We start from the raw sequence: 24,043 nt of genomic DNA, 5'->3' as shown, positions 1-24,043 counted from the left end.
TAACGAGCTTCAAAGGTCGCTCAAACCCCTCGTGCATAAATGATGAAAAAAATACTTGCCATTATACTTAAATCCATAGGAGTTATAGCAATAGCCATAGTGCTTTTTCTAGCCATTGTTTTTATCGTTAATATGATCTCCAACAAATCGGAGCAAGGAAAAATAGAACCCTATGGCCAGTTAGTACCTGTAGATGGGAAACATATGAATGTTACCATTCAAGGAGAAGGCGAAGAAACAGTCGTGCTCCTGCCTGGTTATGGAACAGCAGCACCAGCTCTTGATTTTAAGCTGCTAGTAGATGAACTATCTCCATTGTATAAAGTTGTCGTGATTGAGCCTTTCGGTTATGGATTAAGTGATGAAACCGAAAAAGAGCGAAGCACTGAGAATATTGTAAGTGAAATTCATGAAGCTTTACAGCAGCTTAATATTGACCGTTACACGCTAATGGGCCATTCCATTGCAGGCATTTACGGACTGGATTATGTGAACAAATATCCAAACGAAGTGAGTGCATTTGTCGGAATCGATAGTAGTGTTCCAACACAAGGTGGGATGGATGTTAAATTCCCAATAAAAACGTTTGAATTTCTTAAAAAATCAGGTCTCTTAAGATTGATCAAGAATCTAAGTGGTGACCCATATGCTTCATTATCATTTGATGATCAAACCAAAGAACAAATGAGAATGATTTCGAATAAAAACGGCAATAATGCCACGACCTTGAATGAAATGGAGCATATTTCTTCTAATTTTAAAGCAGCTAAAAATTTAACATTCCCAAAAAATCTTCCCGTTATATTCTTTTTACAAGCGAATAATACAGATATTAAAGGATGGTTACCACTGCATGAAGAGCAAGTCAAAAATTCTGTACATGGAAAAGTGATGACATTTGAAGGAGGACATTATTTGCACCATACCAGGTCAAAGGAAATCGCTGAAAACTTCAGGGGATTTATGGAAGGAATAAAATAAGTGCGATGAAAAAGGCACCTTCACTATTTTGTACAAATGTATAAGTGATATAAAAACCGTCCTTTGGTAATATCCCCTTCAAGTAGACACTCAAAAAAGTCCACATGGTATCATGTGGAGGAGTTGTGCTTAATAAAACGGTATGATAATATACATTTACTTTAATGATTGGGGTTGAGAAGAATAATGTAGGATTTTCTTGCTGATCTATAAACTAATAAAACATTTAGTGCGATTGGTTTCGCATGTTTTATTGCTTATAAGCAAGAAAGTTACATTTTCTTTTCACTCAAACGTTAGATCCTTAATCATCTGCCTTCCATGGGGAGGCTTGTTTTTCTGTATCTATTTGAGCTGCGAGAAATTAACTTTCTTGCGGCTTTTATTTTTTTTATACAGGAGGACGACTTGATGTCATTAATTAATGTTACCAACCTGACGTTTGCCTATGAGGGCAGCTACGATAACATATTCGAAAACGTGAATTTTCAGATCGACACCGATTGGAAGCTGGGGTTTACGGGAAGGAACGGAAGAGGGAAGACCACATTTCTTCAGTTACTGCTCGGCAAACATGAATACAGTGGAGCTATCTCTGCTAATGTCAATTTTGAATACTTTCCGTATCCTGTGCCAAACAAGAATGATCATACGCTGGATGTAATCAACGAAATCTTTCCGGACTATGTTCACTGGCAATTCATGCGTGAGCTCTCGTTGCTGAAGGTTGATGAAGACGTTCTATATCGTCCATTTGCTTCTTTGTCAAACGGTGAGCAGACGAAAGTGCTCCTGGCCGCCTTGTTTATTAAGGAAAACAGCTTTCTGTTGATCGATGAGCCTACGAATCATCTGGACATGAATGCCAGAAAATGGGTCAGTAATTATCTGAATGCCAAAAGCGGATATATTCTGGTATCTCACGACAGATCCTTTCTGGATAACTGTGTGGATCACATCCTGTCCATCAACAAAACTAATATTGAGATTCAAAAAGGTGATTTTTCCAGCTGGTGGGAGAATAAGAAGAGACAGGATAACTTTGAATTTGCACAAAACGAGAAGCTTAGAAAAGACATTAAGCGCCTATCGGATTCTTCCAAGCGTACGGGGAACTGGTCTCACGAAGTGGAAAAAACCAAAAACGGAACCAGAAATTCCGGCTCCAAGGTAGACAAAGGCTATATTGGTCATAAGGCTGCCAAGATGATGAAACGTTCTAAATCCATTGAGCAAAGACAGCAATCGGCGATTACCGAAAAGTCCAAACTGCTGAAAAATATAGAAAGCTCGGACACCCTGGAAATCTCACAGCTTGCTTATCATAAAAATGTGCTTGCTGAGCTTGAACAGGTCTCTATATTTTATGGAGAAAAGCAGGTTTGTGCAGACGTGAGTTTTACGATTGAACAGGGGGAGCGAATCGCGCTTTCGGGTAAAAATGGCTCCGGAAAATCAAGTATCCTCAAACTCATCTGCGGCGTGGATATAGACTACACTGGCAGCTTCACAAAGGACAGTCAGCTAAAAATGTCCTACGTGTCCCAAGATACCTCGCATTTGCAGGGCAGTCTGACAGATTACGCCCGGGACAACGGGATTGACGAGAGCCTTTTCAAATCTATTTTGAGAAAGCTTGATTTCTCCAGAGTGCAATTCGAGAAGGATCTATCCGCTTATAGCGGCGGCCAGAAGAAGAAGGTGCTGATTGCCAAAAGCCTGAGCGAGCAGGTTCATCTGCATATTTGGGATGAGCCGTTGAATTTCATCGATGTCATTTCCCGTATGCAAATTGAAGAGCTGCTACTGGAGTATTCGCCAACGATACTTTTTGTGGAACATGACAGCGAGTTCTGCAACAATGTCGCAACAAAGATGGTTGAGCTTTGACCAGGGAGTATTTAAGGAGTTCTCGCCTCGTGGGCGCTACGTCCGAAGGGCCACATCCTTTAAGGAAGTGTGAATTAACGGCTATCCCTTGGTAATAATATTTAGGAGAGTGTGTTGTGAGCGAGAACAACCAGTTGCGGGATGTGTTTGACACGATTGCAGATCCAACTAGGCGCCGACTGATTCGTCTGTTAGCAGAGGCAGAGAAACGAGATTCAGGCTAAACGTCTCTCCACTCAGAGAAATTCAAGATTGGTGTCTGTCTACAGCAAGTTCTGGAGTACGAATGAGTTTAACATTATCCTTGGATTTTCAGTTCACGACATCGATCGAGAAGGTTTGGTCCGCCTTAACCGATTCAAGCAAGCTTGCCAAGTGGGTCATGGAAAATGATTTTAAGCCCGTCGTAGGACACCTTTTTCAGTTTCGCACGCAGCCGACCGAATGGTGGAATGGAATTATTGACGGCGAAGTGCTTATCGTGGACGCACCAAACCGGTTGTCCTATACTTGGGAAAGCGGAGAGAAGCACACGGTCACCTGGACGCTGCAGGATTTAGGGGACGGAAAGGTTAACCTTCATCTCGAACAAACCGGAATCTCAAATGATCAAGCACTCGCAGGTGCTAAGTATGGTTGGGGTAATTGGTTCGGCGAGTTTGAAAAGGTGTTGGAACAATAACCGCATTCGGTACTAAAACATCTCCTTCCCCAATGCTAAATTAATGAGTACGATAGTGAAATAGCCCAACATCATAAAACAGATCACTTAATGGTATCTATTGCCCATCAAGTGATCTGTTTTTACATGATGAGTTAATTACTATAGTTGTAGTGATTAAGACTTTATTTTCTCATCTTGGTCTGTCGCTTTGAACTTATGAAGTTCAGTTAATAGGGCATTTTCCTTGTCTACAAAATTGGGGCTTGACCACGTAGACCCCAGGGATGTTCGTCGTCATTCCCTCTCCAACCTGCAAGTTCCATTCACCAAGGTCCAGGCCCCATTCCCGTATAGCACCGTAATCGCATTTCATCCCATGATTGACGATCACAGGATCAAATGTACGTGCCTGTCCGATGAGCTGCGCAATGAGTTGATCGCCGCGAATGGGCGGCATGGCCCCGACATCCCATATCATTTTCTCCGGATAGGTCAGAACCCGTCCGCCCAGCTCTGGCTGAGCTTCTATAATCTTCGTTTTCAGTTCTCGCATTCCGCTGTAAAAAGCAGTATATAGTCCGGCGGGTCCGCCGCCAATAATGGTTACATCAAATAATTCAAGAGATTCTGTCATCGTTAGCCTCCAAACTGATCGGATCGTTATAAAATTACTTCTTTAAAATGACGGGAAGCTCTTTAATCAGCTCTTCCCTTGCAAGCGGGTCTGTTGTAATGCCTAGTCCGCCATGGATGAAATACACTTTATCGGCTTTGATTGCGGGCAGACTGCTCCAAATAGGTCCTTTAATCATATTTTTGACTTCCGCCAGCTCGGCATCATCAAAGTACACAATAAAGATTCGGTCACCGGAAATCTTGGGAAGCAGCTCGGCAGAAATATTGGCATAGCCGTAATCATCCGGGTTTTCGATCATTTTCTGAATGGCAGGAGTAGGCTGGAAGCCTTCCTTGTGGTAGACAAAAGTCGTCAGATAGCTGGTGGTGTAGACGCTCAGTCTTTTCTGGCCGACCATATACTGGTACACGGAAGCCGTTTCGCCTTTCTTGATCGTTCCATCCTGCTGCATCGCTTTCCACATCTTGACGATATCCGCGTTATGACGGGTGAGGAAATCTTCAGCTTGCTTTTCATAGCCGAACCAGTCGCCAATCCGCTTTATACGGACGGGCATCGGGTCCCATTCATTCGTCAGGATGACGGGAGCGATCTTGGATAACGTCGCGTTATACTTCTCGTCCGTGGTAGAGGTGATGATTAGATCCGGCTTCAGCTCAATGAGCTTTTCCATGTTGGGTGGCCAACTGATATCTGCGATATCCTTCACTTCATCCTTATACACGGAATATTGCAGACCCCCCTGAACCAAACCGACAGGCTTGATGCCGAACAGCAGCAGGTCACCAACCGTATTATCCGTGTAAACGATCCGCTTGGGCGATTTCGGAATTTCTACCTGTTTACCGTAAGCGTCGGTTACGATATGGGTTCCTGTTTCCTCCGTTTGGCCTGCTGTAGCGCTTTTCTTCTCTGACGGTGCAGACGAACTGCTGCAAGCTGTTGTGACTAAAATAAGTAGGCATAAGATGAAAAAGGTTGTCGACTTGCCTGTGTTGCGAAACATTGCAATCCCCCTGTATGTAAATGCAGTAATTGATAATCATTATCAATAAACCAAGTGTAATGCCGGGCGAGGCTGTAATCAATGGAAGAATGGGACGTTTTTTTTGTAGGATCAGGCTGTTAAGAACAGAAGCAGTCATTGAAATTCATAGGTGTATTAGGTATGATGAATCCAAATGATAATCATTCTCAAATAAGGAGCGTTAAGTTTTGGATCTAAATCACATCAGAGCCGATTATTCTATTCCCAGTACCTATTTCGAGCTTCATGGACTAGTTCACAGAACATTTTCCGGTAGGGATGGAATTCCGCTTCAAAATATTGATACGGGTTTGCTAGTCGTTGTTGAAGAAGGGGAAGGGACACTCGACTGCAATGGCAGTGAGCACACATTGCACTATGGAGTTCCATATGCCGTAAATCCAGGACACACGGTGAAAATCACAGCAAACGACGATACAGTATTGTCATTGTGGCTGATTGCTTTTTCTCCGCATGGCCCTACGGGAAGCTCGCTTGAACCCCTTATGGAAACACGGGAGCAGAGCGTACCAGATTACAGATCCATACTGCAAAAAATAAAAGCCATTGAAAAACGCCGCCATGCGCTGGCCACGAAGGAACAGATTGTGGTACACAGTCAATTCCAAAAACTGATAGGGATGATTGCAGAAGAAACAAGCGATCTTGAGCAGGATACCGCAAGCCACAATACGAAAGCTAATGTATTGGAGATTATTGCCCAGTTGCAGAGACGCTATGCCGAAGAGATTACGGTGGATGAGCTTGCGGCCCAGGCGCGGATCAGCAAGCGGAGGTTCACCCACTGGTTTAGGCAGCTGACGGGAACAAATCTGTCCGGTTACATGACAACCTTGAGGATGGAGCATGCCAAGCGTATGCTGCTGCGCGGAGAGCGCATGAAGGAGGTGGCGGCGCTGGTCGGCTACGGGGACGAGTTCTATTTCAATCGGCGGTTTAAGCAGATGGAGGGCGTCTCCCCGGGACAGTTCATTCTGAACCATAGAAAGAAGCCGATCAATATTTGTGCGATGAGCTGTCTGGGTCACTTGCTCGCGCTTGGTATACGTCCGGCTGCGGTTGCTAAAAATTTATCGAATGATCATTACCTGCGGAAATTGAGTGCGGATATTCACAAGGTTAATAGCGTGCCGCTGGACCCGCAGGAAATTGCTTATTTGCAGCCGGAGTTTATTCTGGTCGGGAGTCAGGAGGAATACGACGCATTGTCGACGATTGCGCCCACTCAGATTTTTTCGCAAAATGATCATAAGCCGTTCGAATTGCTTCGCAAGCTGGCAGAGACTTTCGGCAAAGGTCCCGAAGCGGAACGGGTTATTCGATCATACAATCGTAAGGTACAGCGCCTAAGGTCCAAATTAAACGGTATTGTTCAGAGCACGGATACATTTGCGACGATGGAAATTCGAGACGACTCGATCTATGTATTCGGTAATTACTGGTGCAGGGGAGCTTATAATCTGTATGACGGGCTTGGGTTACAGGCACCGGATATCATTCAGAAGGAATTGATTGATCGACAGGCTTACCGACTTATTACCGAGGAGCAAATACCATCCTACGCAGGGAATCATCTGTTCGTGACGGTAGTTGATCCTGAGCGTTATGAGCGTCTATGCAGTATGAGCTGGTGGCAGGAAATGTCTGCGGCGAAGCAAAATCAGGTTTACATTACTGACTACTCCGAGTTTGCTGTGACGGACCCCATTTCAATGCCCTATCAGTTAGATATCCAGATGAAATTGTTGCTGGAGCGGAAGAATTTACTCAACCAGAAATTATTTTCTTCCTGAATCAAAAGGCAATCTCCTTTTTAGGGAGTTTGCCTTTTTCTATTCTCGTTTTGAAATGAAGCTCCCTTAAGGCTCCATCGACTGCCGACCTCCCTTTGCCAGCCGTACTTACTACTATTAATTGGGGTGAGCTACAGGTCGCAAGAGATAATGAATGCAAACATTCAAAAATAAATGTTGAAAATAGTACCATATCGTACTATAATTTTAGTACGATATGGTACTATTTTTGAGAAAATGGAGGTGCAAATGGGAATTATAAAAGGAAGATCTGTTTTTTTATCAGCATCAATAGATGCATTGCTGGCTAGAATAGTTTCAAGAAAACACAGGGAATCTGAGGTTGATACTTTAACAGCAACACAAGCAAGGATTCTGTTTTATCTTTGGACAAAAGACGAAATACCTATACATGAAATCTCAAGGATTACCAATCTTCAAAAATCAACTTTAACGAGTATATTAACTAAGTTGGAAAAAGCAGGACATATCAGTTTTATGCCTTGCCAAACAGACAAACGGAAAACAATAGTTAAAGTAGTGAATAGAAATGAAAATCTAGTGGAATTGAACAAAAAGATTATTGATGAAGTCGGAGAGATTTTTTACAAGGGATTTAGCGAGGATGAAATAGCATTGTATCAAAGTTTCCTAATAAGAACTTTAGATAACCTGATAGAATGCGAGAATGAAAAAAAGTGAGAATCTATTCAAGGAGAGAGAGTATGAATAAAAAACTAAGAATTGTATCCTTCGCACTTTTAGCAACATTGGCTTTTGCCACACAAAAGGAAAGTTTCGTAGCAGCTGAAAGTCCTCCTACAGATGTTATTAGTATGGCTCCTACCTATAAAGATGTGGTGTATGCAACCGTAACTAATGACGATGGAAAGAAAAGAGAGTTAAAAATGAACATCTTCAAGCCGGAGGGTGTAACCGAAGCAACTCCTGTCTTGGTGTATGTTCATGGAGGAGGATGGCTTATAGGGGACTATCAGGGCGATGATGCTCCTAAAGATGCAAAAAAGGAAACAGCCACACTACCAAATCGACCAGTACAAATGACAGGTAGAGCTACAGATCAAGTGGCTACAGATTCAGCATACCAAGTCTTCAAAAAAGTATTAGAGGATAAAATTACTTTCGTTTCCATAGATTATCGGCTAAGTGGCGAAGCTATTTTCCCGGCTCCAATTTATGATGTTAAGGGCAGTATCAGATATCTGCGTGCACATGCCAAGGAATACGGTATTGATCCAGAAAAAATTGCAGTAGCAGGAAATTCTGCAGGTGGACATCTGGCTACGGAACTCGCTGTTACTAGTGATATAAAAGAGCTTGAAGGTGATGTTGGGGGCAATCTTGAGTATTCAAGCAAAGTAATGGCTACAGTTGATTTTTACGGTCCAACAGATATGTTTACCATGGGGCCTGAGATGGACCCAACCCTGCAATCTCCTGAGGAGGCAGCCGAAACACATGACTCTCCACGAGCAGCTGAAGCCAAACTTCTTGGATTTGATAAAGAAGGACAAGGTGTGGCAGTCCTGAGAGATATTCGGGATAAAAAACAAACCAATTCTCCTTATTGGGAAAAAGTAAAGTTGGCAGAATTGGCAAGTCCTATAAATTATGTATCTTCAGATGATCCACCCATGTTTATTGCACATGGAGGACGTGACAGTTTAGTATCTATTCAACAAAGTTGGAGACTTAGAGATGCTCTTAACCATGCTGGAGTAGAAAATATTTTTATGTCTAACTCTAAAGCTCCTCACGGAGGCCAGGGTGAAGATGTCAATAATGCAGCTATAACTTGGGTAACAAAAAAATTGCTTAATAAATAAGCTATTCTAAATATTTATTTTACTAAAAAAAGGGAGCCCCATTTATGGAGGTTCCCTTACCCATTGGATATCCAGATGAAATTGTTGCTTGAACGGAAGATGCCGACCGAACAATAGGATCAGATAATTTGGGAGCGAAAAATGCCCATGTGAGATGGTTGTATTGTTTTAGAGTTCTACCCTGCGGGGTAGGGCTTTTTTTGGTTCGTTCTATTTAGTAAATAGTCTGTGCTTGTGTGATGGAAATTGGCCAGTCTAATCAAAATCTCCGTGGGAATGTCTATATCACCGCGTTCATAATTGCTGTATATCCGCTGGCTACAATTCAGATACTCGGCCATTTGAGTTTGAGTTAAATCTTTATCTTCGCGTAAATCTCGAATCCGTTGATACATCTTGTTCACCTCTAAACAAGAATATCTTAGCGAAATAATCGCTATTGATTTTTAGCGAATATTTCGCTAAGATTAATTAAAGGATTAATAATACATATCAAGAAGGAGTAGATCATGAGTATCTTGGAGAACTTTTATTACGGAAAATGTAACCCAAGTGAACGAATTAAATCGAAAGACACTGAGTTTGAACTGGTCTCTCAGAGAATAGCCGATGCTGAGGAAGCCCTCAAAACAAAATTGCCAGAACAGGATTACAAATTAATTGAAGAACTTTCGGATTTACAAGATGTTTTAATTTCCTTATTGTCCGCTTCGGCTTATATTGAGGGTTATAAAATGGGAGCACTAATGATGATTGAAGTATTTGACGGGAAAGAAGGATTAATATAGGCAGTTCAGTTCAGAAGAATGAAGGAGTCGATTATAAAAAAAATTTTGAAAGGTAGCTCCTTCATGCGGAGTTACCTTTTTTATTTCTAAAAGGAGCTAACCTGCCGGGTAAGGCTTTTTTTGTTTCGTTCTGTTTAACAAGTAATCTGTGCTTGTGTTATGGAAATCAGCTAGTTTGATTAGAATCCTCGTAGGAATATCAACATCACCGCGTTCGTAATTGCTATATATTCGCTGACTACAATTCAAATATTCAGCCATTTGGGTTTGAGTCAAATCTCTATCTTCACGCAGATCTCGGATTCTTTGGTACATCTTACTCACCTCCAAACCAAGAATATCCCAGCGAAATAATCGCTATTTATTTTTAGCGATTATTTCGCTATTTATTCGGGGGGGGGGGGCATTTAGATGAGAGGGAATTATTATATTACGAAAAATGTAATACAAATGTAATACAATTGAATGAACCTAACTTACGTGCGGCAAACGTAAATAGTTAAACTACGTACTCGAAGAAGACCAAATCATACCAAGCAAATAATTATTGAAAGGAGGCTGTACATTCAAAAGATGAGCTTGAGGAGGAATTGAAGGATTGCGTAAAGTTGCAGTTTATGAAGGAGAATACCAATGGTAGAGCAGATACGGAAATGAATTAGGTATTTAAGGAATGTATTACAAAAAAAGGTGTTTAAGAAGTGGATAGGATGGATGGTTTATTTGTGATAAAGAAGGGAATTGAACCGAGTTTACAGTTTATTGTAGGTGAAAGAATAGTAAGGAAGTCTCCTTTTAGGAATACCGTTGAGAATAATTTTTCTATATATAACAATGAAACATATCTATAAAATGATGGGAATTGATTAAATAAGTTAGCAGATCGTAACACTTTAGCCATACCCGTCAACCTAGAAATATGTGACTATATTATATGAGCATAAGAAAAACAAAATAAAAATTCAAACTGTTATTTGAAAAGTGGGTTAAACGTAGCACTTAATTTGGGCTATAGTCTAGAAATATTCTTTATGGATAAATTAAAAGGTTTAGGTATTAAAATTCTTTTAAAAATAATACTTAATTTTCAATGAGAAGTAATTTCCATTTATAAAAGATGGCTTTAATGTTATTGGATATTCGTTGTGAGGTTTGTAAAATAGATATTAACAAAGTGGAAACTAAATTATGTCTCTATTTTATATCAATCGTTAGATTTATTTAGTAGAATAAGGGGAGAAGTAGGAGGTAGGTCTTATGAAAAGAGTAGTTTTAACAGGAAATGGTTTATCTGTAGCATTAAACTCTGATTTCAGTTTAAAATCTATTACTGAGAGATTTTTTGATAGATTAGATGAAAGTCATAAAGAATTCATCAAACACCATATGAAGGATAATTATTCTCAGTTAGATTTCGAGGAGGCAATTGCATCAATTGAGCAAGTGTACGATTCCTTGACACATTATAATGGTTTTCTAATTGGTGAAAAAGGTAAAAATTTTTTGGATGCTTATAAATTAAAAAATAGTGAGTTTGAAGACCACATTAGAGCAATAGAAACAATTATACATCAATATACTTCATCTATCTTAGATTTAATAATAAACAATGTAAAACAAAAAGATATCTCTGATAAACTACAACCTTTTGTCGACTGGTTAGTGAATACTATTGAAACATCAGAAAAAATAGATTTGTTTACTTTGAACTTTGATTTGCTTTTAGAAACAATTCTATTGACTTATTTTTCAAAAGATAAATTTGCTGATTTTCATTTTAGAGGAAAAAAATGGATGTCCATAAATGATGAATGGCAATATTACTATGATCCTGACAGAAGTAAACAAATACATCCTGCGAATTATGAAAATAATATAAGATTGCACCACCTACACGGTTCTTTATCTTCTTTTAAAGATATTAAGACTGGAAGACTTTTCAAGATTACCACAGAGTCTTTAAGGCATAGCAACTTATATGAGAATATTTTCGAGCATGGCATTATACCTTCTATAGTAACAGGTGGGGGGAAAAGTTTGAAAATTCAGCAGAACCCCTTTCAATTCTATTACAATGAATTCAAAAAAAACATGGTAATAGAAGATCATCTTTGTGATGAATTATATATAATCGGGTACAGCTTTAGAGACGACCATATAAATAAAGCGATCTCTGATAGACTGAAAATTGCTAGAAGAAAAGAAAATCCAAAGTTATTAAAAGTAGTAATTGTTGACTACGCAAATGATGATGCCTCTAAATTAGAATTTATAACAAGGCTGAATAAAGCTTTAGATGTACCCAAAAAACATGATTTTAAATTAGATGATGAGAATATACTGTTTGGTGGAGCTAATAGTATTAAAGATTTGTTATAAAGACATGAGGTGAAGATTTTCTGCTTTTTAGAGCACTGGTTACTTTATAGGGAGGATTAGTATATTGTTAGATAAATTCAAGGGATTTATAAGTTATACAAATGAGGAATTTAAAGTATTTTGGGAAAAAGCAATATTTGTGGTGGATACTAATGTATTGTTAAACTTTTTTAAATATACATCTAAAGAATCAACAAAAAGTCTGCTAGGTATATTGAAAAAATTAAAAGATTCAGGGAGACTTTGGATACCACATCAAGTTGCTTTAGAGTATTTCTTCAACTATGAAAACAATATGCTTAAGCAACAGGAGGGATATAAATTATTGGAGACAGAATTAAAAAATTAAAAGATAATTCTGTGAAAATAATAAGTACAGTAAAGAGTAAGCACCCATATATTATTACTGATAAATTCCAGTTTGTAATTGATAGTATCCAACAAACAATTTATGAACTCCAAAAAAAATAAATATAGAAATTGAAAGTTTACCCGATTCTACAATAATACAAGAGGACTTATTGAATTTATTAGAAGGTATAATTGGTGAGCCATACCCACAAGATAAAATCAACATAATTGAAAAAGAAGGAGGGGAAAGGTACAAATACAGTGTCCCTCCAGGTTTTAAAGACAAGGATGATAAGAATAAGCTGGATTATAGAACTTACGGAGATTTTAGGTATCAGCAACTATATGGAGATTTAATTGTTTGGAATCAAATGATAGATAGAGCAAAGACTGAAAACAATCCAACTTCTATAATTTTTATTACGGAAGAAAAAAAAGAGGATTGGTGGGAAAAAGATGATCAGAACAAGATACGAAGACCTCATCCTCAATTAATCCAGGAATTTTACAATAAAACAAATCAAAATTTTTATATGTATAGAACAGAAAGCTTTGTGAAATTTGCAAAGGAATATTTAGATGCAGATGTAACTGATGAACAAGTTGAAAATGTGGCTAAAGATATGGAGCAAATTAGAAGATCAGAGGAAAAAGAATATGTAGAAGTAATACATGATTTTTATAATGATAATAGTGAGTTGATTTCAAATGTTTCAGTAAGCGAACTGTTAAAATATTTATCTGCCAATGAAGAGAAAGAACTAAAAAGCAAAATTCAACAAGCACTGAATGATATAGAGTCTAAAGAAGGCAATATAAGTTATAATCGAGCAATCAAATGGGCTATGAATCAATCTGTACCTTTGTTGGAAAAAAAATCCAAAGAATTAGCCGCTGAAATTGCTTTAATAGATTATGCAAAAGCCCAAGAGTATATTAATATTTTGAACTTACTACCGAAAAATCCTTTTAATCGAGGTACAGCGTTATTAAATAGCATCAGGAATATGCAACATTATTTATGGGAACAAGAATTACCTTTTTGAATTTGATTTAGATGAATACAGAAAATCTTGATTATGAATCCTACAACATTCCCTATGACTAAATCACGGTCTGGCTTGGTGTGATCCTGGGACATAAATTGTCGGCGATTCGCATCAGATCTTTCACATTAGGTCAGTTCAGCACGGTCTTAAGCGGAGTTATCATTATTTTGATTGCTTACAATTCTTTCTTTGGGTAAGTTTAGAGTTGGAAAGGAGATATTCATAATAAAAACGGACACCTTTGATAGCTTAACATTGCTTTTTGTAGAATAAGAATAGCGATTGTCGAAAAAAAAGCGACTATGCTTAGTATGCATGATCGCTTTTTTTAAAAGTTAAAATGGACCGCTAGGCGATCCATTTGTACATTCCTTTTTTATTGATGATGCCACCACGATTCCACAATTTGATGAGCCCAAAATTCTCCACCATGGTTTTGGGAGTTATATCACATTATTTATCCTTGTTATAAGAATTTTTTCATTACATTAAATGCTAACTCCCTGTGACCTGCTTGACAGTGTTGCTCACCACCCGTTTCATTAGTAAATACTTTGGTTGTAATGGAAGCAGCATTGATTAATTCTTGTTGAATTTGTGCGAGTCGGCTAATAGGTACGTATTGATCATTTTTACCGGCTAATAAAAGAACATCTTGATTAATGAAGGGACCAATTCCGCGCATCGTGTGCTTTTCAAAATTTTTAATGAGATCAAAAGGCGTTGCTTTACCGGTGTTTTCCATTCCCTTTGTAATTTTCCAATGTAAATCAATATTGTGATTCATCATCTTTTCGAATAATGAATTCACTTGATCTACTTCAATATGATCAACTAGCTGCATCATACTCTGATACGTTTCTTCTGGCATGCCCATTTTTAAGGCATCTAAACCACAATAGAAAATGTTAAAAGCAACTACTTTATCGATTCTCTTTTCGAAGGCTGCCGCACGCATAGCTAAATACCCTCCCCAAGAAGCACCTACGAGACTTACACGATCTAATTTGAAATAATCAATCACCGCTGATATGGGCTTTTCCCAGTTATGAATGAATTTTAGACCGTTTTTTAATGCAGTTCCTTGGCCTGGACCATCAAATACAATAATATTGTAATCAATTCCCTTCATAAATTTCATCATTTTAAGCATCTCTTCCATGTAAGAATCATACCCACCAAAGACAAGTAATAGATTTCAACATTGTTAGCCGTTCATGAAGTAACAGCTGATCTACGTAAGGAATTTGAACAAATTTTGTTTAGGACTTGCTTAGACTATTTAAAGCAACAGATTTCCTCAATTTCGATCGCATTGGAGTATTTAGCAGAACTATATGCTGCTAACTCCATGATGTCTATTCATTGGGTTTTGAAAAATGGAAAAGATGCAAACATTATTCTTCTTTTAGATCAAATGCAAGAATATATTTTTAACCAGTTAAAGTCTGATCTATATACAAGTTAGCACGCGTGGAGTGATGTTTTTATAAACGATATATCATTAGATGGGCTGCAGGAATAAACAATGAAGATCTATTTTGTGAAATGCAAAATAACACTTTGTTAAAGTTCAATCACGAATTAACAAAGTGTTATTTTAAATAATCCTTCTCGTTCACAACATCGATTCACCAAAGGTAACTTGCTGAAACTTTAACTTCATAATCCTTGGCTAAGTCCTAATACCTGATCATTCACATTTACATTACTTAACCCCCCGTGATAACAAACCACGGATGCAATGTCGAGATCTAAATACTTTTTCAATGAGAGACGAGCTACATCCATATCCGGTGTGGTCGGGACATGAATTCCCCCGAGAATCCCGTTAACACTGTACATCGAATCCCCGGCAATAAGAGTCTTACTTTGCCTTAAATAAAGACTGATATGACCAGGAGTATGCCCAGGCGTATGGATGACGCGAATCCTGCCGCAAAACGGCAGTTCCTGACCATCTATTAAGGTAACGTCCACTTTGCCCTTCGGGGGATTCTCAAGGTGACCATCTTTTAAAAGAGGTATCTCCCCCTGAATATACGGCTTATCCAGTTCGTGTGCATATACTTTAATATTATGGCCACACTCCTGCAAAATCTCAGGAAGACTTCCTATATGATCCACATCCTGATGCGTCAAAATCACAGCTTTTAGTTTGTCGAACGACACGCCTACCTTTTCCATGGCCACGCGTAAATCTTCAATTTGCCCTGGGAATCCTGTGTCTATTAAAACAGCCATTTCTCGATCCCACAAAAGAATGGGGTGAATAATATTCCCATGAAAATCTAGATGAAGCATTTCTACTCCCTGTGAAATTTCCATAATATCGGGCCTCCGTAAAATGAAATTGCCACCCATGCGGCTCGCCGATTCAATAAGACATGATAGGATCGTGGTTTGTTGAATCGGCGAGTGTCAGTAATGCTAAAATAGGTTCATGGGGCGAATCCAACTCTGTAGCGTTGCCGTTCTTTAATGTCAACGGATACGGTGCGAATCGATGTAATAGGAATAAAAAGCGTCTGATATTGCGTAAGGTATTTAACGAACTTGTCGTCAATCTGATCCAATACCCCGTCGCATGCATTTGTGCCATCTATGAAATGAATAGTTACTTCCTTGCCTTGTAAGCTTGCTAACATGATATCACCTCGTATTTTCTTGAAGTTTCTTGCCGGATCATTAGGTTTTTGACATACTCTACAAAGAAGTCACCACTTGATCAATAACACCATATTCCAGTGCCTCCTGAGCGGACATGAAAAAATCTCGGTCCATGTCTTTTTCGACTTTTTCAAAAGATTGCCCGGTCCGCTCAGCTGTGATACGGGTTAACTTTTCACGAGTCCATAAAATTCGTTTTGCACTGATGGCAATATCGCTGGCCTGCCCTTGTGCACCTCCGTGCGGCTGATGGATCATGATTTCACTGTTCGGCAACGCCGAACGTTTCCCTTTGGCGCCCGCCAGCAAAAGGATCGCGCCAAACGAAGCAGCAAATCCCGTACATATCGTGTGTACATCGGGTTTGATGTACTGCATCGTATCATAAATGGCAAATCCTGCGGAAGTAGAGCCACCCGGGCTGTTGATGTACATGTAAATTCCTTTTTCCGGATCTTCTGCCGCCAGGAACAATAATTGAGCAATAATACTGTTAGCCAAATGATCGTCGATGGCTGCCCCTACAAACACAATACGATCCTTTAATAGTCTGGAATAGATATCGTATGATCTTTCACCTTGAGCGGTTTGCTCGACAACATAAGGAACATAAACACTCATTTTTTTTAACCCCCACTTTCCTGTTTTCAGTTGATTTCTCCTTGTAAACGAACCGAGACCGTAAAAAGATACGGAGGTTTCAATGGAAAAACGATTTGCGTAAATAGTGTAACTTTTACAACCACTTGTTCGTTTACATTGGAAGTAGCAAAAGGCTTTGCTCTAGCAAAGGACAGAATAAGACCATGGAGGAGAAGGCCTATGAGCATAGATGATTCTATACAAATGAAAGCCAATATAATGAACATCGAGAACTTGGAGGAATTACAGGCGGTCCTGAAACGTTACTGTCTGTCGCTTACGAAATCAAATTGGGATGCGGAAGAACTGGCGCAGGACACTTGGGTAAAAGCATTAGGAAAGCTAAATAGCTTCAAGCATACAAATCCCAAAGCGCTTTTGCTGCGGATTGCTAAGAACACCTGGATTGATAATATACGGAGAAAAGCAGTCTACACTCGGATAGTGAATAGGGAACAAGCGAAAGTAACCGTGCCGGATAATGGACCTTTTGAAATTGAGCTAGCGTTGCAGTCCTTAATGAATCATTTATCTCCGCTTCAGAGAACTGTTTTTTTGCTGCGAGATGTGTTTGGATATTCGATTAGTGAGACATCCGACATGCTCGAAACAACGGAGGGAGCGGTCAAAGTTGCACTCCACCGGGCACGAAAATCGCTTGGAGCAATCAAGGAGGACCTCCTCAAAGGAGAGTTATCCTTACCGGAAAGTGAAAACTCGAAGACTTTTCTAAGGGCATTGACGGCGGCATATCAAATGGGAGATATTGCAGCAATGGTTATGCTCTCCCATCAGGATGTAATGGAGCCTGATGTGGTGATCGGAATCGTCAATAATAAGCGGAGTCTCGCTTCACTAAAACGAACTGATTCCCATACCATGAGTATGATGGCTGCATAGCCTCGAGCGAGAAGACGGACCCCGATCAACTGGAGCTGAATCTGTTCAATGAAGCCGAGGTGTTCACGGCACTTGCCTCGCAGGAGCCAGACATGAAGACGGTCACCTACAAGTCGGATAAAATCTGCTGAAAGCCGCGAGGCGAAGCTGGATTATTTCCCTGTGGAAACCATCACCTATGTTTGTCTGCGGAGGAGCAAGTCTGCACCAGCTACAATACTTGCCGCGTCTTTAAGTCGTAATCCAGCCTATCTTAGCCCTCATCTTACAAAGCATGAAACAGAGGAATTTAAGTGTTTTTTGCACTTGCTCCCACATAAAAATACACCCACGCAAACTTAAAGTGTGTGAGTGTATTTTTATGATTAAGCAGATCATAGTTCTGTTATAATTCCGTTTATGATTTTACTTATTTAAAATAGGTATCTCTCCAAGCAGATTCTTTAAGTTAATAGAATCCCACGGCATATGCTCCGTTATGCCTAATCCAACTACATCTGTTTCTTCAGATAGTTCTTTAATCAGATTAAGTAGTTGAGGCATTTGCATTGTTCCCGCAGGAGAATAATTATAAGGTGCTTCAGGGTTGGCGAATAATAAAGAACGAAATGCCTTTGGGTCAAGCACATCTAAATCAAGGTGAATAGCTAGGTGCTTAATCCCACTTTCTTTAATCCACTCTTTTATAGATTCAGTACTGTTCGTTAACTCTTTGGTTCCGGCGGTTTTAATCCCTAGTCTTTGAATCACTTCTGTGTCTTGTTCAGCAGGAGCTATACCTAGTCTTTGAAACGCTTCTGAAATCACTTCTGTTTCTTGTTCTGTAGGAGCAGCTAATCCCGCGATAAAGATATTTTCAGGTTTTAGAGGGATTTTCACATGTTTTGCGAACTCTTCATCTCCTTCTCCTAACAGATTCCCGAGCGGTAATGTATGTCCGTTATCATAGCCCACATATCTAACTAAATCACTGTGAGCATCGATCCAAATTAAACCTAATTCCCCACCGTATCGTTCGTTTAAATAGGCAAATGGGGCTTGTTCGACTAAGCAGTCACCACCAAACATTACAATGCGGTCTGGCTTATGAGCATTAATGATATGCTGAGCAGCCTCTAATTGTTCAAGTAGCTGTTTTCTCCCATTCATACCGTTCTCGTTTTCAAGAGGAGTTCCATCATAAGCTTGAACTGGAACATGAATAAGGGGTTGATCATTGTCTGGAGCTAGCCAAGCAAGCAGTTCGGCTCCAAATGAGTAGTTAGGGTTGTACCCCCCTTGCCATTGTGGCATTAACAGGCGTATTGTTTTTTTAGCCATGTTTTTATCTCCTTTACTTCAAAGTAAGGTTAGTATAAACTGAACGCAAATAAAAACGTAGTACGCACTTTTTTGATAGGTACTACCCGAAAGGATAGTGTGAAAATGAGTATGGCTGAATATATAGGTAAAGTTAAAAATATTCAAGATACACCTTTTGGTTATACAGTGTCAGTGATTGGTGGTAAATGGAAAATGGTTATTATTTACCTCCTAGCAGAAAACCAAACGGTTCGCTTTAATGATCTGAAAAGACAGATAGGAGCTATTACTTATAAAACATTGAGTTCACAACTAAAAGAATTGGAAGCGGATGGTCTGGTGAATCGGAAAGAATATCCTCAAGTTCCCCCTAAAGTTGAGTACAGTCTCACAGATAAAGCGGAAACACTATTGCCCGTTTTGGAAGGGTTATGTGAGTGGGGAACAAAAAACCAATACTTGCGTTAAAAAGGTGGTTTCCCCAAAAGGGGAAACCATACGCTATACATAATTCTTTTAAATATTTATGAAATATTCCCATTGGCAATACTCTGAATTTTTAATGTGACAAAAATTAAATGTTTATTCCTCTTTGTTATAGGAATTTATTCATTTCATTAAATGCTAATTCCCTGTGACCTGCTTGGCAGTGTTGTTCTCCACCCGTTTCTTTAGTAAAGACTTTGGTAGTAATGGAAGCAGCATTAATTAATTCTTGTTGAATTTGTGCGAGTCGGCTAATAGGTACGTATTGATCATCTTCTCCAGCTAATAGAAGAACATCTTGATTAATGAATGCTCCAATGCCATGCATCGTGTGCTTTTCAAAATTTTTAATGAGATCAAAAGGCGTTGATTCACCGGTGTTTTCCATCCCTTTGGTAATCTTCCAATGCAAATCAATATTGTGAGTCATCATCTGTTCGAATAATGAATTCACTTGATCTACTTCATTACGATCGACTAGCTGCATTATACTCTGATACGTTTCTTCTGGCATGCCCATTTTTAAGGCATCTAAGCCACAATAGAAAATGTTAAAAGCAACTACTTTATCGATTCTCTTTTCGAAGGCTGCAGCACGCATAGCTAAATACCCTCCCCAAGAAGCACCTACAAGGCTTACACGATCCAATTTGAAATAATCAATCACAGTTGATATTGGCTTTTCCCAGTTATGAATGAATTTAAGACCTTTTTTTAATGCAGTTCCTTGGCCTGGACCATCAAATACAATAATATTGTAATCAATTCCCTTCATAAATTTCATCATTTTAAGCATCTCTTCCATGTAAGAATCATACCCGCCAAAGACAAGTAATGTTTTCGTAGCTCCAGGTGTTAATAATTTTACAGCAGGAAGATAGGAATCTTCATAGGGAATCTTGTAGGATTCATAATCAAAATCATGAAAGCCTTTATAGAATGTTTCTCTATATTTTTGATACATTTTTTCTTTATTGGGGTCTGTGGTTGCAAGATAAAATTCTGCAGCTTGATAGTAGACTGAGGCTAAGTCATAGTCCTTGCTATCTTCGCGTTTCTTTGCAAAATGGAGCCAAGCTTCATACCAGCTATGGGTGTCGTTTAAATTCGGAATCATTTTTTCCAAGTCAGCTTGTGCTCGATCATCTTCTTGGTAATAATCATTGATAAAACGATTAATTTGAAGATTGAATTGTTCGTTATTTACATATTGTTTAAACATATATTTTCCTCCTTCAATTTGGGTATGTGCTTACTATAGAGTATAGTTACTACATAAAAAATAATTAAAATCGTATAATCTGTAGGATATCTTACACGGTATATATGAAGTGTTCGAAAACTTACACATAAGGAGCAAGTGGTTAAATGAATGAAGATATCAGAATTTATAAAACAAAAATAGCTATTGAGCGAGCTTTAATTGAATTGCTCCAACAACATGATTTTAAAGATATTACGATCAAAAAAATTTGTGATCAATCTCTTATCGGACGTTCTACTTTTTACAGTCATTATTTGGATAAGTACGATTTGCTAGAAAAAATAGTTAAACAGTATGCTTCTGATTTTAAAGTTGAGGTTGAGCATCGTTTTGTTGCAATGGAAGACGGTAAGGTAGCAAATGCCATAGAACTTGTAACCGATAAAATGATTAAAAATAAGCTCGAGATTTCAACATTGTTAGCCGTTCATGAAGTAACAGCTGATCTACGTAAGGAATTTGAACAAATTTTGTTTAGGACTTGCTTAGACTATTTAAAGCAACAGATTTCCTCAATTTCGATCGCATTGGAGTATTTAGCAGAACTATATGCTGCTAACTCCATGATGTCTATTCATTGGGTTTTGAAAAATGGCAAAGATGCTAACATCATTCTTCTTTTAGATCAAATGCAGGAATATATTTTTAACCAGTTAAAGTCTGACTTGTATCAAGGTTAAATGTTTTAGCTAGTATGAGGGCGGTGAGATTACTTGGTTGATATAGAAAAGAACTTTAAACATAAAGAATATGCATCCCTCGAAGGGATGTGTTTCAAGCTACGAGAAATTGAGCATATCAAGAATCAAGCAAATGATTGGGAGCTAAGACTTCAGTTTATCGAATCCCACATGATTCTTGTTGCGGCAAGCGGTCAAGGGTGGCTAACGATTGATGGGCAATTCACCGAACTTCGACAGGGTAGCGTTTACGTGTGCATGCCAGGCCAACTCGTCGAAGCAGCCGTGAACACCTTTGATGAACGGGGATTTTATCATATGCGATTCGATGTTATGGATGAGGGATCTTCAGTCCACTCTATGCAGATTATTAAGAGGAACAGCCCGTTTCCCGTTAAAGGGGAAGTTACCCTTACGTCGCAGGTTTCTGTTAATACTTTGTGCGATACCATTTGCCAATACTTGCAGGACGAGGATCGTTTAAAACGCTTTCGCAGTCAAATTCTCTTTCAAGAGCTGCTGCATACCATCCTGCAAGATGCCTATCTTGTACAAGGAAATGATTCAGAAACGGCCCTAGAATACGTTAAAGGCTATATCGAGCAGCACTATCAGCAAGAACTCACAATCGATTATTTGGCCAAGGTGGCGGGTATTAGTACCCGTCATTTTATGCGATTATTTAAAAAAAGGTATGGCTGCAGCGCGATAGATTATTTGACAGTTTTCCGAATTGAGCAGGCACAAAAGCTGATGAGATCGGGTGGGCAAAATCGTCTTCGGGATATTGCACGACATGTAGGTTACCATGATGATACTTATTTTCGACGAAAATTTAAACAGGTATCGGGTGTGCCTCCAGCGGCATTTATGAAGAACAGCAGGAAAAAAATAGTCGCTTACGATTTCCCCAACATTGGGCAATTGATTGCGCTTCAAATTAATCCTTGCGCTGCGCCAGCGGACCACCCATGGACTGAATATTACAAGCGAAAGTATCAAATCGATGCCGTGCTGCCTCTAAGTTCAAATCAATGGATCAAGAGAGAAGAAATTCGACTTGCTGAACCCGATTTTATTGTTGGCATCGACACTCTGGTACCTCCTGAGGAACAGGATATGCTGAGGAAAATTGCACCTGCATTTTTTGTACCCTGGGTGAAGAACGATTGGCGTACGCATTTGCGCTTAATTGGGAAATTTCTGGACAAGACCGTAGCAGCCGAGACTTGGCTTGAAAAATATGATCGAAGGGCTCTTTTTGTAAGAGAGCAAGTGAAACACGTATTCAAGGATGATCGTCTCCTCATTCTGAGAATCACTGGTGATCGTTACAATGTTTTGGGCAGTAGAAGCCTGGGCACAGTATTTTACGATGATCTGCATGTTCTGCCTGTGCAAGGCGTCGATCTTTTGAGTCAAAATCAGCAGATAACGCCTGATCAACTAGCGAATTTTGATCCAGATCGTTTATTGCTCATCGTAGACGAGGACATTCAATCACAATTAAGTTGGCGAACACTCATGAACTCTAAGCTATGGAGTGATTTGAAAGCTGTCAGGAACAGCCGGGTGGACTTCCTTCCCTCATATCCTTGGGTAGAATATACGGCTTTCACTCATGAGCTTATGCTGGATGAAGTTTTAAAGATTTGGCGGGATCGTGCATAAAAAAAAGTCGCTATCGTCAATATTCCGAAATTATAAATTCATCTATACTCCTAATATATGATAATGATAATCAATTTTAATTAGAGGTTGTCATAAATAAATCAAATGATCAGGAGGATCACCGAAGAATGAAGCACCAACGACGCTGGATCACAGGGTTAATTATCGTACTGTTAGTCATCGTAAGTACTGCTTGTGGAGCTGATAATACCGGAGACACGGCTGGGAATTCTGAAAAAACGAATAAAGGAGCCACTGCTGAGCAGCACGTTATTTCAACTTTAAAAGGGGACCTTAGTATTCCAACGGAGCCCAAAAGGGTCATTGGACTTTCTGTTGTTTACCCGGAGTTGTTATATGCACTTGGCGTTACGCCTGTTGCGGTACAAAACTATCATCCGGATTTCCCATCCTATTTAAAGAAACCGTTTAAAGATACACTGAAGATGGGAATTGCCCAAACACCTAATTTTGAAGCTATTCTGGCTTCTAAGCCGGATTTAATTATTGCCCCTACGTGGTGGTCCGATAAGGATTATGCTCAGCTTTCTAAAATTGCACCAACAGTGCTTTTGCCACAGCGGGATGATTGGCGTGATGAGTTACGGGATATTGGCGAGGTTCTAGGCAAAGTGGAACAGGCTGAAAAGGTCATTCAGGATTTGCAAACGAAAGAAACTGAAGCGAAGGAGAAACTCCATTCTCTAGTTGGTGACGAGACAGTCATGTACATGATGATTATGGCGAAGGAGATCGTTATTTACGGCGAAAATAGTGATCGGGGGATCTTCATCCATAAGACACTAGGTCTAAAGCCGATTAAAGATTATCCACAGGGTGCGCTAAGTCTATCCATTTCATTGGAAAAAATACCGGAATATAATCCTGATCATATCATTTTGCAGTTAGATGATGAGTCCAGTCAAGAAGTTCGGAATAGATATGAGGATATGCTGAACAGCTCTTTATGGAAAAACATGACAGCCGTGAAGAAAAAACAG

Annotated in this window: 23 protein-coding genes and 5 pseudogenes; 18 read left to right on the top strand and 10 right to left on the bottom strand. The window is 39.3% G+C overall.

Translation table 11 applies throughout. The annotated features are described in order from the left end of the window. The first annotated feature begins 39 nt into the window (after positions 1-39). From QD47_RS09795 to QD47_RS09785, 4 genes and pseudogenes are all read left to right on the top strand, one after another. Positions 40-981, top strand: coding sequence for an alpha/beta hydrolase (locus QD47_RS09795; RefSeq protein ID WP_044645958.1), 942 nt, complete (start codon positions 40-42; stop codon positions 979-981). A 411-nt stretch (positions 982-1,392) separates the two neighbouring features. Next, positions 1,393-2,871, top strand: a complete 1,479-nt coding sequence (locus QD47_RS09790) for an Lsa family ABC-F type ribosomal protection protein (RefSeq protein WP_044645957.1) — start codon at positions 1,393-1,395, stop codon at positions 2,869-2,871. A gap of 116 nt (positions 2,872-2,987) precedes the next feature. Beyond that, positions 2,988-3,159 (top strand): annotated as a pseudogene (locus QD47_RS30660) (transcriptional regulator); the annotation flags it as partial. After that, positions 3,158-3,553, top strand: coding sequence for an SRPBCC family protein (locus tag QD47_RS09785; protein WP_044645956.1), 396 nt, complete (start codon positions 3,158-3,160; stop codon positions 3,551-3,553). The pseudogene QD47_RS30660 and the gene QD47_RS09785, both read left to right, overlap by 2 nt. A 364-nt stretch (positions 3,554-3,917) precedes the next feature. On the opposite strand, the pseudogene QD47_RS33075 reads toward QD47_RS09785, so the two are convergent. Further along, a pseudogene (locus tag QD47_RS33075) lies at positions 3,918-4,169 on the bottom strand (NAD(P)/FAD-dependent oxidoreductase); the annotation flags it as partial. A gap of 34 nt (positions 4,170-4,203) precedes the next feature. Beyond that, the gene (locus QD47_RS09775; protein WP_044645954.1) at positions 4,204-5,178 is read right to left on the bottom strand and encodes an ABC transporter substrate-binding protein; all 975 of its coding nucleotides are present in this window, start codon (positions 5,176-5,178) and stop codon (positions 4,204-4,206) included. Positions 5,179-5,387: 209 nt separating this feature from the next. Here QD47_RS09775 and QD47_RS09770 point away from each other — a divergent pair, with 209 nt between their 5' ends. From QD47_RS09770 to QD47_RS09760, 3 genes are all read left to right on the top strand, one after another. Beyond that, positions 5,388-7,013 carry a helix-turn-helix domain-containing protein gene (locus QD47_RS09770; protein WP_044645953.1) on the top strand — a complete coding sequence of 542 codons (1,626 nt, stop codon included), beginning with the start codon at positions 5,388-5,390 and terminating at the stop codon, positions 7,011-7,013. Between the two features lie 249 nt (positions 7,014-7,262). Next, positions 7,263-7,715 (top strand): MarR family winged helix-turn-helix transcriptional regulator, encoded by a 453-nt coding sequence (locus tag QD47_RS09765; protein ID WP_013310254.1) that lies wholly within the window; start codon positions 7,263-7,265, stop codon positions 7,713-7,715. A gap of 23 nt (positions 7,716-7,738) precedes the next feature. Then, entirely contained in the window at positions 7,739-8,860 is a 1,122-nt protein-coding gene (locus tag QD47_RS09760; protein ID WP_044645952.1) for an alpha/beta hydrolase, read from the top strand. A gap of 176 nt (positions 8,861-9,036) precedes the next feature. On the opposite strand, the gene QD47_RS09755 is transcribed toward QD47_RS09760, so the two are convergent. Then, positions 9,037-9,255, bottom strand: coding sequence for a helix-turn-helix domain-containing protein (locus QD47_RS09755; RefSeq protein WP_044645951.1), 219 nt, complete (start codon positions 9,253-9,255; stop codon positions 9,037-9,039). A gap of 114 nt (positions 9,256-9,369) precedes the next feature. Here QD47_RS09755 and QD47_RS09750 point away from each other — a divergent pair, with 114 nt between their 5' ends. After that, positions 9,370-9,648 carry a DUF6809 family protein gene (locus QD47_RS09750; RefSeq protein WP_044645950.1) on the top strand — a complete coding sequence of 93 codons (279 nt, stop codon included), beginning with the start codon at positions 9,370-9,372 and terminating at the stop codon, positions 9,646-9,648. A gap of 96 nt (positions 9,649-9,744) precedes the next feature. On the opposite strand, the gene QD47_RS09745 is transcribed toward QD47_RS09750, so the two are convergent. Beyond that, the gene (locus tag QD47_RS09745; RefSeq protein WP_044645949.1) at positions 9,745-9,963 is read right to left on the bottom strand and encodes a helix-turn-helix domain-containing protein; all 219 of its coding nucleotides are present in this window, start codon (positions 9,961-9,963) and stop codon (positions 9,745-9,747) included. Positions 9,964-10,905: 942 nt separating this feature from the next. Between QD47_RS09745 and QD47_RS09740 the strand changes: the two genes are divergently transcribed. The 4 genes and pseudogenes from QD47_RS09740 to QD47_RS33070 all read left to right on the top strand — a co-directional run. Continuing rightward, positions 10,906-12,027, top strand: a complete 1,122-nt coding sequence (locus QD47_RS09740; protein WP_044645948.1) for an SIR2 family protein — start codon at positions 10,906-10,908, stop codon at positions 12,025-12,027. A gap of 64 nt (positions 12,028-12,091) precedes the next feature. Continuing rightward, entirely contained in the window at positions 12,092-12,376 is a 285-nt protein-coding gene (locus QD47_RS09735; RefSeq protein WP_044645947.1) for a PIN-like domain-containing protein, read from the top strand. 118 nt (positions 12,377-12,494) lie between these two features. Continuing rightward, positions 12,495-13,424, top strand: coding sequence for a PIN-like domain-containing protein (locus QD47_RS09730; RefSeq protein ID WP_161797169.1), 930 nt, complete (start codon positions 12,495-12,497; stop codon positions 13,422-13,424). Between the two features lie 62 nt (positions 13,425-13,486). Beyond that, a pseudogene (locus tag QD47_RS33070) lies at positions 13,487-13,624 on the top strand (sporulation membrane protein YtaF); the annotation flags it as partial. A gap of 269 nt (positions 13,625-13,893) precedes the next feature. Here the strand turns inward: QD47_RS33070 and QD47_RS09725 are convergent. The 4 genes and pseudogenes from QD47_RS09725 to clpP form a co-directional block, all read right to left on the bottom strand. Then, positions 13,894-14,625 (bottom strand): annotated as a pseudogene (locus QD47_RS09725) (alpha/beta fold hydrolase); the annotation flags it as partial. Between the two features lie 464 nt (positions 14,626-15,089). Further along, complete coding sequence (locus QD47_RS09715) at positions 15,090-15,755, bottom strand: MBL fold metallo-hydrolase (protein WP_044645945.1); 666 nt, start codon at positions 15,753-15,755, stop codon at positions 15,090-15,092. 113 nt (positions 15,756-15,868) lie between these two features. After that, entirely contained in the window at positions 15,869-16,075 is a 207-nt protein-coding gene (locus QD47_RS09710; RefSeq protein ID WP_044645944.1) for a hypothetical protein, read from the bottom strand. Between the two features lie 58 nt (positions 16,076-16,133). Beyond that, the gene (gene clpP / locus QD47_RS09705) at positions 16,134-16,718 is read right to left on the bottom strand and encodes an ATP-dependent Clp endopeptidase proteolytic subunit ClpP (RefSeq protein ID WP_044645943.1); all 585 of its coding nucleotides are present in this window, start codon (positions 16,716-16,718) and stop codon (positions 16,134-16,136) included. Between the two features lie 201 nt (positions 16,719-16,919). On the opposite strand from clpP, the gene QD47_RS09700 reads away from it, so the two are divergent. Next, a complete protein-coding gene (locus QD47_RS09700; RefSeq protein WP_044645942.1) occupies positions 16,920-17,639 on the top strand; it encodes an RNA polymerase sigma factor in 720 nt (239 codons plus the stop codon). Further along, positions 17,639-17,845, top strand: a pseudogene (locus tag QD47_RS34375) (IS66 family transposase); the annotation flags it as partial. The gene QD47_RS09700 and the pseudogene QD47_RS34375, both read left to right, overlap by 1 nt. 199 nt (positions 17,846-18,044) lie before the next feature. Here QD47_RS34375 and QD47_RS09695 read toward each other — a convergent pair. Then, complete coding sequence (locus QD47_RS09695; RefSeq protein WP_044645941.1) at positions 18,045-18,959, bottom strand: arginase family protein; 915 nt, start codon at positions 18,957-18,959, stop codon at positions 18,045-18,047. Positions 18,960-19,064: 105 nt separating this feature from the next. On the opposite strand from QD47_RS09695, the gene QD47_RS09690 reads away from it, so the two are divergent. After that, positions 19,065-19,409: a winged helix-turn-helix transcriptional regulator gene (locus QD47_RS09690; protein WP_044645940.1), complete on the top strand. Its 345-nt coding sequence runs from the start codon at positions 19,065-19,067 to the stop codon at positions 19,407-19,409. 127 nt (positions 19,410-19,536) lie between these two features. Here the strand turns inward: QD47_RS09690 and QD47_RS09685 are convergent, their stop codons facing one another. Then, complete coding sequence (locus tag QD47_RS09685; protein WP_044645939.1) at positions 19,537-20,649, bottom strand: alpha/beta fold hydrolase; 1,113 nt, start codon at positions 20,647-20,649, stop codon at positions 19,537-19,539. 146 nt (positions 20,650-20,795) lie between these two features. Here QD47_RS09685 and QD47_RS09680 point away from each other — a divergent pair, with 146 nt between their 5' ends. From QD47_RS09680 to QD47_RS09670, 3 genes are all read left to right on the top strand, one after another. Then, positions 20,796-21,371 carry a TetR/AcrR family transcriptional regulator gene (locus QD47_RS09680; RefSeq protein ID WP_044645938.1) on the top strand — a complete coding sequence of 192 codons (576 nt, stop codon included), beginning with the start codon at positions 20,796-20,798 and terminating at the stop codon, positions 21,369-21,371. A gap of 33 nt (positions 21,372-21,404) precedes the next feature. Next, complete coding sequence (locus QD47_RS09675; protein ID WP_052646746.1) at positions 21,405-23,042, top strand: helix-turn-helix domain-containing protein; 1,638 nt, start codon at positions 21,405-21,407, stop codon at positions 23,040-23,042. Positions 23,043-23,170: 128 nt separating this feature from the next. Beyond that, positions 23,171-24,043, top strand: an 873-nt coding sequence (locus QD47_RS09670; RefSeq protein WP_044645937.1) for an ABC transporter substrate-binding protein, incomplete at its 3' end; no start/stop codon positions are given.

This window comes from Paenibacillus terrae, from assembly GCF_000943545.1.
Classification (GTDB): domain Bacteria; phylum Bacillota; class Bacilli; order Paenibacillales; family Paenibacillaceae; genus Paenibacillus; species Paenibacillus terrae_A.
Note: the sequence above shows the minus strand (reverse complement) of the source record. Positions and strands in the feature narration are given on the sequence as shown.